Raw genomic sequence first — 13,495 nt, 5'->3', positions numbered from 1 at the left:
CCGCCCCAAGATCCAGCGGCTGATCGAAGCCGGCATCAAGGAAGGCGCGACGCTCGTCACCGGTGGCCCCGGCCGGCCGGAACATCTGAACCGCGGCTACTATGTCAGGCCAACCGTGTTCGGCCATGTCACACCGGGCATGACCATCGAGAAGGAAGAGATCTTTGGGCCGGTGCTGTCGGTCATCTCCTACAAGGATGACGAAGACGCGGTGAAGATCGCCAACGACACCGTTCTATGGTCTCGCCGCCTATGTGCAATCCGGCGACGTCGAGCACGCCCGCAAGGTGGCCAGACAGCTGCGCGCCGGCCAGGTCCCGATCAACTATCCGGAATGGGACACCTTCGCCCCCTTCGACGGCTACAAACAGTCCGGCAACGGCCGCGAATACGCCGACTGGGCGATCCACGACTTCCTCGAGGTCAAGGGCATTATCGGCTACGGGGCGTAGTAGGCCTTAGGTCAGGTTCACCACGGCGGTTGGTCTGCCTTTGCGTCCAACCGCCGGCGGTGAAAAAGGAAGATGGAATTAAGTGTGAATTGACTCGACAAGGAACATATTCCTACCTTGTCTTATGCCCGAACTGAGCACCCGACCGCGCCGAAATGTGCAAACCCTGTGCCTGGCGCACGAGGTCGGGCAGCTAATTCGTATCCGATGCCGGCACTGCAACATCACTCGACACTATCTCCCTGGCGACCTCGCAAAGCTGGTCGGTGATATACCTTTTTGGGATGTGGAACGGCACATGCGGTGTGAGCGCTGCAAAGGTCGCGAGCTTGACGCCAGCATCATCCTGCCTGGCGCAGCCGAGCGTTTGAAAATTCGTGTCAGGCGTCTTGTCGAAATCCGCATGGTTCGCCGGGTGATCTGGCGAGACGACGATTGAGGAGAGCCGATCCCGGCCTAGAACAGAGACCCCTGCGCCGGCGCCAACTGCGTGAACTTGATCTGTGTAGCTGGCTTCTCGACGATCACCAACGCGTCGTCGGTCGCTGTCCGCTGCAAATGCCGTGCTTCTGACCATGGCGCTGTCAGCCAAGCCTCGGTCTCTTCCGGCGTGGTTAGGATCACGGGCATCGCCTTCTCATGAATTGGCGCGATGAGGGCGTTAGGCTTGGTTGTCATGAAGGCGAACAACTCGAAGTCGCCGGGACCGTCCTTGACCTTTCGCACGCCCTGCCAGCGGGTCCAGAAACCAGCGAAGAAGAACAGCGGCCGGCTTTCGTCACGGGCAAACCAATAATTGCGCTGGATGCCTGTGTCTGGGTCCTTGTCGTTCGGTGCAGGGCTGGGTTCGGCAAAGCTGGTCACCGGGACGACGCATCTATGCTCGACGCCGACAAACTGCTGCCAGTGCGAGTATTGCGGATTGCGCACGTTGGTAGTGCCGTAGTCGGCCTTACCCTTCATGCGCTCTGGCGGTGTTGGCAAACCCCAAAGCATTTTCGCCAGCTCACGCTCTCCGTCGGGCGTGTTGCGAACGACCGGACCGGGCTGATTGGGATAGATGTCGACCGAAGGCTCAAGGTTGCCGCTGATATCGCGTAATGTGCGCGTCCATTGGCGGACAGCCTCTTGCGTCGTCGTGATGTTGTAGAGGTTGCACATACACCTAGCATTGCGGAATTGGCTTGTGTCCGCAACCGACGTCGCTGTCGGCGCCGCCCCAAAATCGTCGTCACATAGCCGCGCTATATCAATCGTCTTGACACCAGTTGTCAGCTACCGAGCGTCCTAACGGTGGCATGCCGGCATGCGGCCCCCTACTTGGGATGCGTCTGAACAGGAGGAACATCATGACCACTGCGGAACTTGCCAAGGATTTCACCGAACTCCTCAAGCAGGGCGACAGCCACAGCGCTGCCGCGAAATACAATGCCGACGACATCGTCAGCTATGAGGCGATGGAAGGGCCGATGGCTGTCTGCAACGGCAAGGAAGCCGTTAAGCAAAAGGGCGAATGGTGGGAAGCGAACCATGAGGTCCATGGCGGCTCGATCGATGGCCCCTATGTCAATGGCGATCAGTTCGCGCTGCGCTTCAAGTTTGACATAACGCCCAAGGCTACCGGCGAGCGGGCCACCATGGATGAAGTTGGCCTGTATACGGTCAAGAACGGCAAGATCACCGAAGAGCGCTTCTATTATTAAGTCCGGAATACCGTCGGCTTCCGGCTCACTTGCATGATTCAAGAATGGCGGCCGGGACACTGTCCTGGCCGCCGGGCGAAAAACTCAAATCGTCTTCACATATTGCGCCAGCTGATCGGCCACCGTGCCCCAGCCGTCGAAGAAGCCCATCTCTTCATGGTTGTTGCGGGTGGCCTCATCGCGGTGGATGGCGGTTGCGGTGTAGCGCGTGCCCTTGCCGTCCGGATGCAAGGAAATGACAGCGGTGATGAAGGGCTCGCCCGACGGCCGGTAGCCCGGCAGCAGCGCATCCGTCCACACCAGCCGCTCGTTCTCAACGATGTCGAGATAGCAGCAACGGCGGTCGTTGACCTTTGTGCCGTCCGGCGACTGCATGCGTGTCCGGAACAGCCCGCCTGGCCTAAGATCGATCTCGCAATCGGTGATCAGCCACGGCTTTGGGGTGAACCATTGCTTGACATGCTCCGACACCGTCATGGCGCGCCACAAGAGTTCGCACGGCGCGTCGAGCTTGCGCTCCAGCACGAGGTCCAGTCTGGGGTCGGGCTTGAAAGGATAACTCACTTTTCCTGCTCCTTGAGGCTCATCACATAGGCGTCGAATTGATCGAGGCGGCGCTCCCAGAGCGCGCGCTGTTCGGCCAGCCAGTTTTCGGCAAGCTGCAGCGGCTCGGGCGCTAGCTGATAGGTCCTGGTCCGACCGATCTTTTCCGATCGCACCAGCCCGCAGCCCTCCAGCACCTTGAGGTGTTCGATGAAGGAAGGCAGCGCCATCTCGAAAGGCTGTGCCAGCTCGCTGACCGAGGCCGGGCTGCGATTCAACCGCTCGACCACGCGCCGCCGCGTCGGGTCGGCCAGCGCGCGGAAGATGCCATCGATCGGCGGAGGGGTTGCGGTTTGCAGACCGGCCATCACGACGCGCGCTCCACATGATAGGTGAGCACCACAGCGCCATTGCCGAAGGAACGTGTGTCGACCAGCTTGAGGTCGGTCGCGTCCTCCGTCCTGTCGAAAAGCTGCGCGCCGCTGCCGAGGATGACAGGGAACACCATCAGCCGGTATTCGTCGACGAGATCGTGCTGCTTGAGCGCGTTGACCAGCCTGCGGCTGCCGCCAACCAAGATATCGCCTTTCATCTCCCACTTGAGTTTGCGTATCGCGGCGATCGGATCGCCTTGCAGCAGGGTGGTGTTGTTCCATGCCGGGTTCTCCAGCGTCGAGGAGACGACATATTTCGCCATGCCGTTCATCCGGTCGGCGAATGGCCCCTTGTAGGTCGGCCAGGCGCCGGCGAAGCTTTCATAGGTCACCCGGCCGATGAGTAGCGCTTCGTGGTCGAGCACCTCCTGGAATTTGTATTCGATCATGCCGGCCTCGTGGCGCTTGCCGACCCAGTTGGTGTGTCGGAAACCCGGCTCGCCGCCCGGCGCTTCCGTCACGCCATCGATGGACATCAATTCCGACACAACGATCCTTGCCATGGCTTTTCCTCTGCCGATTTTCGCAACACTTAGGCAATTTCCTTAGTATTGGCAAGCCCCTAAAAATGCGCTGGTAGCGGTCGGGATGCTGGCAAAGCGGGAAGGGCGGTTTTAGGCTGTCTGGCGGATTCGACTGTCAGCCCAAGGGAAGCGCGTTTTGACCATCACCATGTACGGCATCACCACCTGCGACACGATCAGGAAGGCGCGCACCTGGCTGGAGGGCCACGATGTGCCCTATCGGTTCCACGACTACCGGGCCGAGGGGATCGACGCCGGCAAGCTGGACGGCTGGGTCGGCAAGGTCGGCTGGGAAAAGCTGCTCAACAAGGGCAGCACCACCTTCCGCGAACTGCCGGACAAGGACAAGAACGGGCTCGACGAGAAGAAGGCCAAGAAGCTGATGCTGGCCAAGCCGACCCTGATCAAGCGGCCGGTGCTTGAGGTCGGGGATCGGATTTTGGTGGGGTTCAAGCCGGAGGCTTATGAGGCGGCTGTGAAGTAGCGCTCTGCGTATCCCTCACTTCGTCATCCTAGGGCGAAGCAAGGAGCGAAGCGACGCGGCGCAGACCCTAGGATCCATGCCGCGACCTATGAGCGTTGCCACACCATGCAGGTTCTGCTGCCGTTACACCCTGAGCGGAGGTCACGGCATGGATCCTCGGGTCAAGCCCGAGGATGACGAAGTCGTTGTGACCTCAGGCCCACTCACCCTTGCGCATCACCGGCACGCGAGCGCCGTCCTTGTGGACGCCGTCGATGTCGATCTTGTCCGAGCCGATCATCCAGTCGATGTGGATGAAGCTCTTGTTGCCGCCGCGCTGGGCGATCTCGTCCTGGCTGAGCGAGGCGCCGTCGACGAAGCATTTCGAGTAGCACTGCCCGAGCGCGATGTGGCAGGCGGCGTTCTCGTCGAACAGCGTGTTGAAGAACAACAGCCCGCTGGCCGAGATCGGCGAGGAATGCGGCACCAGCGCCACTTCACCGAGCCGGCGCGCGCCTTCGTCGGTGTCGAGCACCTTCTTCAGCACGTCCTCGCCCTTCGAAGCCTTGGCCTCTACGATCCTGCCGTCCTCGAAACGCACCGAAATCTCGTCGATCAGCGTGCCCTGGTAGGACAGCGGCTTGGTCGAGGAGACATGTCCGGAGACGCGCCGTGCATGCGGCGTGGTGAAGACTTCCTCGGTCGGGATGTTGGGGTTGCAGGTGACGCCGTTCTTGGCCGTCGAGGCGCCGCCCATCCATTCGTGGCCGTCAGCCAGCCCGACGGTGAGGTCGGTGCCCGGCCCGGTGAAATGCAGCGCATGGAAATTGTGGCCGTTCAGCCACTCGGTGCGGCCGCGCAGCGCTGCATTGTGCGCCGTCCAGTTTGCGATTGGGTCTTCCACATCGACCCGCGACGCGGCAAAGATCGCGTCGGCGAGCTTGACCACCGCGACGTCGTCGGCATCGCCGGGGAAAACCTGCTTGGCCCAGGCGAGATCGGGATAGGCGACGATGTTCCAGTTGATGTCGAAGCCGGTGATCTTCTCCAGCGCCGGCTGGTAGGCCATCGAGTTCGCCTTGTTGGCGCGCGCCACCTTGGCCGGGTCCTGCGCCGACAACAGCGACGGGTCTTCGCCGCGCACGGCCAGCCGTGCCGCATTGTTGGAAAAGGCTTTCGCCATTCCTTCATACATCCAGCCGGCGGCGCGGTCGAAGCCGGCATCCGCGCCGTAGCGGAAGCGCGCCAGCGTGATCTCGTCATCGTTGAAGATCGGCGTCACCAGCCCGGCGCCGGCCTTGTAGGCGTGTTCGACGATTCGCCTGGTCAACGGCAGCGCCGCAATCGACGAGGTCAGCACCAGATCCTGGCCCGGCTGCAACTGCAGCCCGACCTTGATGGCGACTTCCGCCAGCCTGTCGAGCTTCACCGGGTCGATGGTTGCGGAAACGCCGCGCGAATGTGTGGTCATGATCCTGCCTGCCTTGGTCTTGGGGTGAAGCTTCCAACATAGATCGGCGCGGCTGTCCTTTCCAGCGCCGTCGCGGCAGCTAGCTTTACGCCGCACTCTCCAGCGCACTGAACTGCGCCATGGTCTGCGCGATCTCCTCGCGGATCCAGACCTTGAAATCCCGCACCTTGCGGCTTTCGGCCTTGCTAGTCGAGGTGACCATCCAGTAGCCGAGCCCGCTGTCCACGCGAACGCCGAAAGGCGCGACCAGCCGGCCATCGGCCAACGCGTCAGCGGCCAGCAACTGCCACGCAAGCATCACGCCATGGCCGGCGATCGCCGATTCCAGGCACAGCATCGGGTCGGTAAAACGCGCGCCCTTGCGGAAGGTGACCGGTTCGACGCCGGCAGCTTCAAACCAGCTCTCCCAGTTGATCATCGTCCGCTCGTCGGTGATGGCGCAGGTGTTCGCCAGATCCTCGATCGCGTGAAGCTTGCTGGCGATCGACGGCGCGCACACCGGGAACACTTCCTGCGCCAGCAGAAGTTCGGCCCTTCCGGCCGGCCAGGTGCCATCACCCATCCGGATGGCGATGTCGACGTCGGAATGGTCAAGATCAGCCAGCTGAGCCAAGGCGTCGATGCGCAGCAGCACGTTGGGATGCCGATCGAAATGCCGCGACAGCCGCGGCAGCAGCCATTTCGAGGCGAAGGCCGGCGCTACCGAAACCACCAGCGTGCACTGGTTTGCCTCGTCGGCAAGCGCCACCGCCTGCGCAAGTTCGCGAAAACCGGCGCCCAGCCTGGCGGAAAACACCCTGCCGAATTCGGTCAGCACCAGACCGCTTGCCGTGCGTTCGAACAGCGCCTGTCCGAGCTGCTTTTCGGTGCGGTTGATCTGCTGGCTGACGGCGCTGACAGAGACGTTGAGTTCGCCGGCGGCCGCCGCGAGCGAGCCGAGGCGGGCAACGGTTTCGACGGCGCGCAAGCCGTTGAGATGGACGCGGTTCAGCACAGCCATTTCAGTTTTTCTAAACCGCTACGGCTGAAATCTCAATTGAAAGACGAGTCGATAGGGCAGATTTTAGCGGGACAGTCAGATCGAGGAGGCGAGGATGGTGACGCTCCTATCATTGCTCAAGATCTTTGCGGCCGTGGGCGCGCGGCGAGCCCCGCGCCAAAATGGCGATGCCGTCAATTGGGCGACCGATCCGCTGTCTCATCCGGTGCTCGACACCATGTCGGAGCGCGAACTCGGCGACATTCCGTTTCGGCTGACGGCGCGGCGCACCGCCTACGAGACCGGTGCTGTCGGCTGCCACTGAAAATCGCGAACGCGGCAAGAGAGAAAGAGGCGTGCTGTCGACGCTGGCGCTGCCCCTCATTGCCCTGCCGGGCATTTCTCCCCGTACAGTGACGGGGAGAAAAAAGCGTTCGCTGAAGGTTTCGCCAACCACCAGCGCTGCAGGAAAGGGCGCCGAGGCGCACGATTAGCCCCCTTCTCCCCGTTCTACGGGGAGAAGGTGCCGGCAGGCGGATGAGGGGCGGCGCGACGTCAGATGGCCTTCACCCCGGCACATTGACGCCAATCGCACTATCGTCGCCACCAACAGATCTGGCCCAATTCAAGCGCATTGTCTCCCCACCGGGCACCCTTATTGTGCGCTGCAATGAATGCCGCGCCGTCACCCCTTCGCCTCGCTCTCGCCGGCATGATTGCCATGGCCGTTGCCATGGGCATCGGCCGCTTCGTCTACACGCCGATCCTGCCCGGCATGATGGAAGAGCTGCATCTGTCGCCGGCCGATGCCGGCTGGATCGCGTCGGCCAATTATCTCGGCTACCTCGTCGGCGCGCTTGCCGCGGCCGGCGGTTGGGCACATGGACGCGAGCGTTTGCTGATGTTTGGCGGCCTTGCCGCGAGTGCTGCGCTCGCCGCCCTGATGGGGCTGACCGAGACGATGACCGCCTTCATCGTCATCCGTTTCCTCGCCGGTCTCGCCAGCGCCTTCGTCATGGTGTTCATGGCCAGCATCGTCTTTGGTCATCTGGCTGCCGCCAACAGAAGCGATCTGCAGGCGCTGCATTTCGGTGGCGTTGGCCTCGGCATCGCGGCATCCTCGGCGCTGATGGCGGTTCTGGTCACCGAACATGCCGGCTGGGCCTCGGGCTGGCTGTGGTCCGCGGCAATCTCGGCTTGCGGCCTTCTGCTCGTCGCCTGGCTTGCCGGCGGCACCACGTCCGCCGGCGGCGTGGCCGGCCGCGAACCGGCGCTGCCCAAGGACCGATCGCTGATGAAGCTCATCGTCGCGTACGGCTTGTTCGGCTTCGGCTATGTGGTGACGGCGACGTTCCTGGTCGCCATTGTGCGCCAAGGCGGCGGCGGCCGCGTCGTCGAGGCAACCGTGTGGATGGTCACCGGCCTTGCCGGCTTTCCCTCCGTCTGGCTCTGGCAGAAGATTGCGGCACGGATCGGGCTGTACGCAGCCTATGCCGTGGGCTGCCTGGTCGAAGTGGTCGGCGTCACCGCCAGCGTCGCCGTGGGCGGCACCGTCGGACCATTGCTGGCGGGCGTCCTGCTCGGCGGCACCTTCATCGCCATCACCGCGCTCGGCCTGCAGACGGCAAGGCTGCTCGTGCCACAGGCGCTGCGCCGCATCTTCGCGCTGATGACTGCGTCCTTCGGCATCGGCCAGATTGTCGGCCCGATCGTCGCCGGCCTGCTGGCGCAGGCGTCGGGCAACTTCTTCCTCGCCTCGATCGTAGCTGCTGCCGTATTGCTGGTATCTGCTGGGATCACCTGGTCGGCTGCGCCAAAATCGCCATGATTGTGGTCTTGCTCGATGCCGGGCATCGGGCACGGGCATTTGCTTTCCACCTAATGTGTGACTTTATGCCCGCTGAAACGCAGCGCCGCTGATTTGCGCATCGACCGAGGATTTCACCACAGTGTTCGTATCCTTCTTCCCGCAGCCGAAGCTGTTCTTCTCTTCGGCCGCCATCTGGAGCCTTGCCGCAATCCTGTTCTGGTTCTTTGGAGGTGAGCAGTTGGGGGCCTTGTTCGGTATGCCACCGGCCGCCGCCGACGCGCCGCCCATCATCGGCATCGCCATCCTCATGTCGAAGCCATTCCTTTGGTTCTATCTCTATTTCGCGTTCTGCGTGCTCGTGTTCTACGCGTTCTGGAGCTGGTATTCACCGCATCCCTGGCAGCGCTGGTCCATCCTGATGACGGCGGTCATCCTGTTCTTCATCTATTTCAATGTGCAGGTCAGCGTCGCCGTCAACGCCTGGTACGGCCCCTTCTTTGATTATGTGCAGGGGCTGATGTCCGGGACGGGAAAGTCAACCAATGGCGAATTCTACATCGGATTGGCCGACTTTTCATGGCTCGCGCTGGTTGGCATGAATGTGCAGGTGGTCAATGCCTTCATCGTCAGCCACTGGATCTTCCGCTGGCGCACGGCGATGAACAACTATTTCGTCGAGAACTGGGGCAGACTTCGCCATATCGAGGGCGCCTCGCAGCGTATCCAGGAAGATACAATGCGCTTCTCGCAGATCATGGAGGATCTCGGCGCTACCTTCGTCCAGTCGATCATGACCTTGATTGCATTCCTGCCGGTGATGATCCAATTGCAGTCCCACATCAGTGAGTTGCCGATTGTCGGTGCGATCCCTCAGCCATTGGTGGTCGCGGCACTGGCCTGGTGTCTGTTCGGAACGATCTCGGTCATGGTCGCCGGTCTGAAGCTTCCGGGACTACAATTCCGTAACCAGCGCGTTGAAGCTGCTTACCGCAAGGAACTGGTCTACGGCGAGGACCATGCGGACAGAGCCCAGCCAGCCACCACTGCCGAGCTGTTCGCGAATGTTCGTCACAACTATTTCAGGCTCTATTTCCACTACATCTATTTCAACGTTGTCCGTTACACCTACCTGCAGGCCGACAACATTTTCTCACTGCTGATCCTGGGGCCGTCACTGGTTGCGCACAAGATCACCTTTGGCGCGCTGAACCAGATCTCGAACGCCTTCGGCAAGGTTACCGGGTCTCTGCAGTTCCTGCTCACCTCCTGGTCGACCATCGTTGAACTTCAGTCGGTTCACAAACGCCTGCGCGCCTTCGAAGCGACACTGCAAGGCGAGCCGCTGCCGGATATTGATCGGCGCTACCTGGAGCGGCAGAGCGCCGAAGATCCTGCCTGAGTAAAGACTGAAATTGTGATGCAAACGGTGGGCGGCTCAGCCGCCCACCGCCGCCTGCCTCTCGACGCTGCGCCGCCGCGCGACATAATCGCGAAAACTGATGCACTCGACATCGGCTTTGACGCAGGTCTCGCCGGCAAAGCGTTCCAGCGCGTTCCAGTAGGCGCCGTCATTCATCAGCGTGAAGTGGAAGCTGAGCGCCAGCGGAATGCGCTTGCCCTGATATTGTTTGTCGAAGGCGGCGCGGAAGGCCTGATAGGTCCGATCGCTGAACTCGGCTGCCTGGCTCGGCCGCTCGAAGCCGCCGGAATGCCGGACATAGAGATTGTAATCCATGGCGATCACCGGCCTCGCACTCGGGCCTTCCGGGATCTGCGGCAATGAAAAGCGGGTCAGGCCGCCGCCGGTTGGCGGCTCGACCGGGCCTTTTGAAACACCGCTGGCATCATAGTGGTAGCCGGCTTCAGGCAGGGCCTCATAGAGTCCTTTGCTGGTCGACAAATAGGGCGCGCGAAAGCCGACAACGGCATGGGCAATATCGTGCCAGCCCTTGGGTTCGGGCGTAATGCCGTTGATCGAATAGGCGTTCTCCAGAATGCGCTCGAACGCCGCGAATTCCTTCAGCCAGTCGGCCTTGCTCCAGTCCTTGCCGTCGAAATGGCCGCAGCCATGGCTGGCGATGTCGTGGCCTTCCGACACGGCGAACCCGATCTGCTCGAGGCGGTCCGCGACTTCCTGTTTCGAGGCGGCAAAGCCGATGTTGGATTTGCCCGCGGATTTGCCCGGCGGCGTGTATTCGGCGCGCGTCTGCTGCGACAAGAGGAAGACGCAGGACAGAAAGTAGGTGAAATGCGCGCCGGTCCGTTTCGCCAGCGCCCGGCTGCGCTGCCATTGCGAGATCTCGCGGGCGCTGTCGAACGAGATGATGACCACTTGCTTCGGCTTGGCCGGGACGGGCGCGGCCGGCGGGTCGGCGAAAACAGCGCCCGCCGTGGCAAGCATGGCTGTGGAAAACGCAACAACGCGCGACAGAAGAGGCATCGACAATCTGGGCTTGATCCGGAGGCAGTCAAAGCCGGCTATCGGCAAAATGTGGCGTGGGTGCGGTCGGCGCCCTAAGCATGATCCCGAAAGTGGAGACCGGTTTTCGGAAAAGATCATGCTGAAAAAAAGGAAATGGAGCCCCTCCCGACCCCGTCGGGATGGAACAGGCTCCAGCCGCCTGCCAGGCGATTAGCCGATTTTCCTGCCCAGCCCCTTCCATGCCGACAAAATTTCGCTAAAACGCGGGCTCAAGAAGCGCCCCTGCCGGGGCAGCAATGGTTTTGATTGATGTCCGACGACAGTTTTATCCGCGAAGTCAACGACGAGATCCGTCGCGAGCAGGCGCAGGCGCTGTGGGACCGTTTCGGTCCGGCGATCCTCGGCCTTGCCATCCTGGTGGTGCTCGGCACGGCTGCCTTCGTCGGCTACCGCTATTGGGACGAGAGCCGCGCCAACCGCTCGGGCGACGCCTTTTCGCAGGCGCTGAAGCTTGCCAATGACGGCAAGAGCGACGATGCGCTGACAGCGCTTCAGCAGCTGGAAAAGGATGGCTACGGCGCCTATCCGCTGCTCGCCCGCATGCGCGCGGCAACCGTCAAGGCCGACAAGGGCGACTTTGCCGCCGCCGTCGCGGATTTCGATGGCGTCGCCGCCGACACCGCCATTCCCCAGGGTATTCGCGACATGGCGCGCCTGCGGGCAGCTCTGCTGCTGGTCGATCACGGCTCCTTCGCCGACGTCTCCAGCCGCGTCGAGGCGCTGACCGCCGACAACAACACGCTGCGCCACACGGCGCGCGAAGCGCTCGGCCTTGCCGCCTGGAAGGAAGGCAAGACCCAGGATGCGCTGAAACTGTTCGACCAGATCGCCGCCGATGACGGCGCCCCGCGCAATGCGCGCCAGCGGGCGACCCTGATGTCCGAACTGATCCGCGGCTCGGGCGCGTCATGATACGCGTCGCCCAGAATGCGCTGCGGTTTTGGGCGATGGATGACGGATTGTAGGGCCGGATGAGCTTCAAAGTCGCCATTATCGGCCGGCCTAATGTCGGCAAATCGACGCTTTTCAACCGGCTGGTGGGAAGGAAGCTGGCGCTTGTCGACGACACGCCGGGCGTCACCCGCGACCGTCGCGTCCACGCGGCAAAACTCTACGACTTGCATTTCGATGTCATCGACACAGCCGGTTTCGAGGACGCGGCCGCCTCGACGCTGCCCGGCCGCATGCGCGCGCAGACCGAGATCGCCATCCGCGAAGCCGACCTGATCTTCTTCACCATCGACGCCAAGTCCGGCCTGCTGCCCGACGACCGCACCTTTGCCGAGATTGTCCGCAAGTCCGGCAAGCCGGTCGTGCTGGTCGCCAACAAAGCCGAGGCCAAGGGCGCCCAGGGTGGCATGCTGGAGGCTTGGGAACTTGGCCTCGGTGAGCCGATCCCGGTCTCCGCCGAGCACGGCCAGGGCATGCCCGATTTGCGCGACGCCGTCATCGAAGCCCTTGGCGAGAAGCGCGCATTCGACGAGGAAGAGGACGACGCCGAGGAAGAGGTCGCCGCCAGCGAGGTGCTGATCGGCGAGGACATCACAGATCCCGATGCTGAAGCGACCTATGACGACACCAAGCCGATGCGCATCGCCGTCGTCGGCCGCCCCAATGCCGGCAAGTCGACGCTGATCAACGCGCTGATCGGCGAGGAGCGGCTGCTGACCGGCCCGGAAGCCGGCATCACCCGCGATTCCATCTCCGTCGACTGGGACTGGCATGGCCGCAGGCTAAAACTGTTCGATACCGCCGGCATGCGCCGCAAGGCGAGGATCCATGAAAAGCTGGAAGTGATGTCGGTGCAGGATGGCCTGCGCGCCATCCGCTTTGCCGAGATCGTCATCATCGTGCTCGACGCCACCATTCCCTTCGAGAAGCAGGACCTGCAGATCGCCGACCTGATCATCCGCGAGGGCAGGGCGCCGGTCATCGCCTTCAACAAATGGGACCTGATCGACAATCCGCAGGAACTGCTGGCGGAATTGCGCGAAAAGACCACACGGCTTTTGCCGCAAGTTCGCGGCATCCAGGCGGTGACGGTTTCGGCCGAGACCGGCCGCGGCCTGGACAAGCTGATGGATGCCGTCATCAAGACGCACAAGGTGTGGAACAGCCGCGTTTCCACCGGCAAGCTCAATCGCTGGCTGGAAAGCATACTGGCGCATCATCCGCCACCCGCCGTCGCGGGCCGCCGGCTCAAGGTCAAATATGTCACCCAGGCCAAGACCCGGCCGCCGGGATTTGTCGTCCAGTGCTCGCGGCCCGATGCGATGCCGCAATCCTACGTCCGCTATCTCTCCAACAGCCTGCGCGAGGCCTTCGACATGCCGGGCGTGCCGATCAGGATAGCGCTGCGCACTTCGGACAATCCGTTCGCCGGCAGGGCGAACAAGCGCAAGTGAGGCAGCCGGCCTTTGGGCACGCCTTCGCTTCTGGGAATCCTCTGCAATGTTTGCGGGACAGCACCCCCTCTGGCCTGCCGGCCATCTCCCCCGCAAGGAGGGAGATCAGCAGTTCGTTCCAACGGCGCCTTTCTTGCAGGATTGAAGATTCGCGAGAGCACTCGCGCCATCCAATCTCCCCCCTTGCGGGGGAGATGTCCGGCAGGACAGAGGGGGGTGCGGGAACTCG

The 13,495-nt window shown here is 62.5% G+C and carries 15 protein-coding genes and 1 pseudogene; 9 read left to right on the top strand and 7 right to left on the bottom strand.

Translation table 11 applies throughout. The features are described 5' to 3' along the window. Positions 1–4: 4 nt before the first annotated feature. Positions 5–452 (top strand): annotated as a pseudogene (locus tag AC1D1N_RS16875) (aldehyde dehydrogenase family protein); the annotation flags it as partial. Between the two features lie 456 nt (positions 453–908). Here AC1D1N_RS16875 and AC1D1N_RS16870 read toward each other — a convergent pair. After that, entirely contained in the window at positions 909–1,613 is a 705-nt protein-coding gene (locus AC1D1N_RS16870; protein WP_112565647.1) for an SOS response-associated peptidase, read from the bottom strand. Between the two features lie 188 nt (positions 1,614–1,801). On the opposite strand from AC1D1N_RS16870, the gene AC1D1N_RS16865 reads away from it, so the two are divergent. Continuing rightward, positions 1,802–2,155, top strand: coding sequence for a nuclear transport factor 2 family protein (locus tag AC1D1N_RS16865; RefSeq protein WP_112565644.1), 354 nt, complete (start codon positions 1,802–1,804; stop codon positions 2,153–2,155). Between the two features lie 84 nt (positions 2,156–2,239). Here the strand turns inward: AC1D1N_RS16865 and AC1D1N_RS16860 are convergent, their stop codons facing one another. The 3 genes from AC1D1N_RS16860 to AC1D1N_RS16850 are packed head-to-tail and all read right to left on the bottom strand — an operon-like array spanning position 2,240 to position 3,635. After that, on the bottom strand, positions 2,240–2,719 hold the full coding sequence (locus AC1D1N_RS16860; protein WP_436258814.1) for an SRPBCC family protein: 480 nt from the start codon (positions 2,717–2,719) through the stop codon (positions 2,240–2,242). Then, positions 2,716–3,066, bottom strand: a complete 351-nt coding sequence (locus AC1D1N_RS16855) for an ArsR/SmtB family transcription factor (RefSeq protein ID WP_192256834.1) — start codon at positions 3,064–3,066, stop codon at positions 2,716–2,718. Before AC1D1N_RS16855 ends, AC1D1N_RS16860 begins: the two co-directional genes overlap by 4 nt. Further along, a complete protein-coding gene (locus tag AC1D1N_RS16850; RefSeq protein ID WP_436258815.1) occupies positions 3,066–3,635 on the bottom strand; it encodes a dihydrofolate reductase family protein in 570 nt (189 codons plus the stop codon). The genes AC1D1N_RS16855 and AC1D1N_RS16850 overlap by 1 nt, the downstream gene beginning before the upstream one ends. Before the next feature lie 157 nt (positions 3,636–3,792). Between AC1D1N_RS16850 and AC1D1N_RS16845 the strand changes: the two genes are divergently transcribed. Beyond that, positions 3,793–4,140, top strand: a complete 348-nt coding sequence (locus tag AC1D1N_RS16845) for an ArsC family reductase (protein ID WP_477349813.1) — start codon at positions 3,793–3,795, stop codon at positions 4,138–4,140. A 193-nt stretch (positions 4,141–4,333) separates the two neighbouring features. Here AC1D1N_RS16845 and AC1D1N_RS16840 read toward each other — a convergent pair whose 3' ends face one another. Beyond that, positions 4,334–5,590 carry an aminopeptidase gene (locus tag AC1D1N_RS16840; RefSeq protein WP_436258817.1) on the bottom strand — a complete coding sequence of 419 codons (1,257 nt, stop codon included), beginning with the start codon at positions 5,588–5,590 and terminating at the stop codon, positions 4,334–4,336. A gap of 85 nt (positions 5,591–5,675) precedes the next feature. Continuing rightward, on the bottom strand, positions 5,676–6,590 hold the full coding sequence (locus tag AC1D1N_RS16835; protein ID WP_436258818.1) for a LysR substrate-binding domain-containing protein: 915 nt from the start codon (positions 6,588–6,590) through the stop codon (positions 5,676–5,678). Positions 6,591–6,684: 94 nt separating this feature from the next. On the opposite strand from AC1D1N_RS16835, the gene AC1D1N_RS16830 reads away from it, so the two are divergent. The 4 genes from AC1D1N_RS16830 (at position 6,685) to sbmA (ending at position 9,778) form a co-directional block, all read left to right on the top strand. Further along, positions 6,685–6,894, top strand: coding sequence for a hypothetical protein (locus AC1D1N_RS16830; RefSeq protein WP_436258819.1), 210 nt, complete (start codon positions 6,685–6,687; stop codon positions 6,892–6,894). Between the two features lie 31 nt (positions 6,895–6,925). Then, entirely contained in the window at positions 6,926–7,063 is a 138-nt protein-coding gene (locus tag AC1D1N_RS16825; protein ID WP_477349811.1) for a hypothetical protein, read from the top strand. Positions 7,064–7,281: 218 nt separating this feature from the next. Continuing rightward, on the top strand, positions 7,282–8,397 hold the full coding sequence (locus tag AC1D1N_RS16820; protein ID WP_477350098.1) for a YbfB/YjiJ family MFS transporter: 1,116 nt from the start codon (positions 7,282–7,284) through the stop codon (positions 8,395–8,397). A gap of 121 nt (positions 8,398–8,518) precedes the next feature. Continuing rightward, a complete protein-coding gene (gene sbmA / locus AC1D1N_RS16815; protein ID WP_112567059.1) occupies positions 8,519–9,778 on the top strand; it encodes a peptide antibiotic transporter SbmA in 1,260 nt (419 codons plus the stop codon). Positions 9,779–9,814: 36 nt separating this feature from the next. Here the strand turns inward: sbmA and AC1D1N_RS16810 are convergent, their stop codons facing one another. Further along, a complete protein-coding gene (locus AC1D1N_RS16810) occupies positions 9,815–10,819 on the bottom strand; it encodes a polysaccharide deacetylase family protein (RefSeq protein ID WP_477350096.1) in 1,005 nt (334 codons plus the stop codon). Between the two features lie 291 nt (positions 10,820–11,110). On the opposite strand from AC1D1N_RS16810, the gene AC1D1N_RS16805 reads away from it, so the two are divergent. Further along, entirely contained in the window at positions 11,111–11,773 is a 663-nt protein-coding gene (locus AC1D1N_RS16805; RefSeq protein WP_192256206.1) for a tetratricopeptide repeat protein, read from the top strand. Positions 11,774–11,832: 59 nt separating this feature from the next. Further along, positions 11,833–13,266: a ribosome biogenesis GTPase Der gene (gene der / locus AC1D1N_RS16800; protein WP_477349809.1), complete on the top strand. Its 1,434-nt coding sequence runs from the start codon at positions 11,833–11,835 to the stop codon at positions 13,264–13,266. The last annotated feature ends 229 nt before the right edge of the window (positions 13,267–13,495 follow it).

The organism is Mesorhizobium sp. P2_B5 (assembly GCF_056404775.1).
Note: the sequence above shows the minus strand (reverse complement) of the source record. Positions and strands in the feature narration are given on the sequence as shown.

Excerpts from the sequence above, each read along its gene's own strand:
- AC1D1N_RS16840 (WP_436258817.1), bottom strand. The coding sequence starts at position 5,590 with ATGACCACACATTCGCGCGGCGTTTCCGCAACCATCGACCCGGTGAAG.
- AC1D1N_RS16870 (WP_112565647.1), bottom strand. The coding sequence starts at position 1,613 with ATGTGCAACCTCTACAACATCACGACGACGCAAGAGGCTGTCCGCCAA.
- AC1D1N_RS16835 (WP_436258818.1), bottom strand. The coding sequence starts at position 6,590 with ATGGCTGTGCTGAACCGCGTCCATCTCAACGGCTTGCGCGCCGTCGAA.
- AC1D1N_RS16805 (WP_192256206.1), top strand. The coding sequence starts at position 11,111 with ATGTCCGACGACAGTTTTATCCGCGAAGTCAACGACGAGATCCGTCGC.
- AC1D1N_RS16820 (WP_477350098.1), top strand. The coding sequence starts at position 7,282 with ATGATTGCCATGGCCGTTGCCATGGGCATCGGCCGCTTCGTCTACACG.
- AC1D1N_RS16810 (WP_477350096.1), bottom strand. The coding sequence starts at position 10,819 with ATGCCTCTTCTGTCGCGCGTTGTTGCGTTTTCCACAGCCATGCTTGCC.
- AC1D1N_RS16830 (WP_436258819.1), top strand. The coding sequence starts at position 6,685 with ATGGTGACGCTCCTATCATTGCTCAAGATCTTTGCGGCCGTGGGCGCG.
- AC1D1N_RS16850 (WP_436258815.1), bottom strand. The coding sequence starts at position 3,635 with ATGGCAAGGATCGTTGTGTCGGAATTGATGTCCATCGATGGCGTGACG.
- AC1D1N_RS16855 (WP_192256834.1), bottom strand. The coding sequence starts at position 3,066 with ATGGCCGGTCTGCAAACCGCAACCCCTCCGCCGATCGATGGCATCTTC.
- der (WP_477349809.1), top strand. The coding sequence starts at position 11,833 with ATGAGCTTCAAAGTCGCCATTATCGGCCGGCCTAATGTCGGCAAATCG.
- AC1D1N_RS16865 (WP_112565644.1), top strand. The coding sequence starts at position 1,802 with ATGACCACTGCGGAACTTGCCAAGGATTTCACCGAACTCCTCAAGCAG.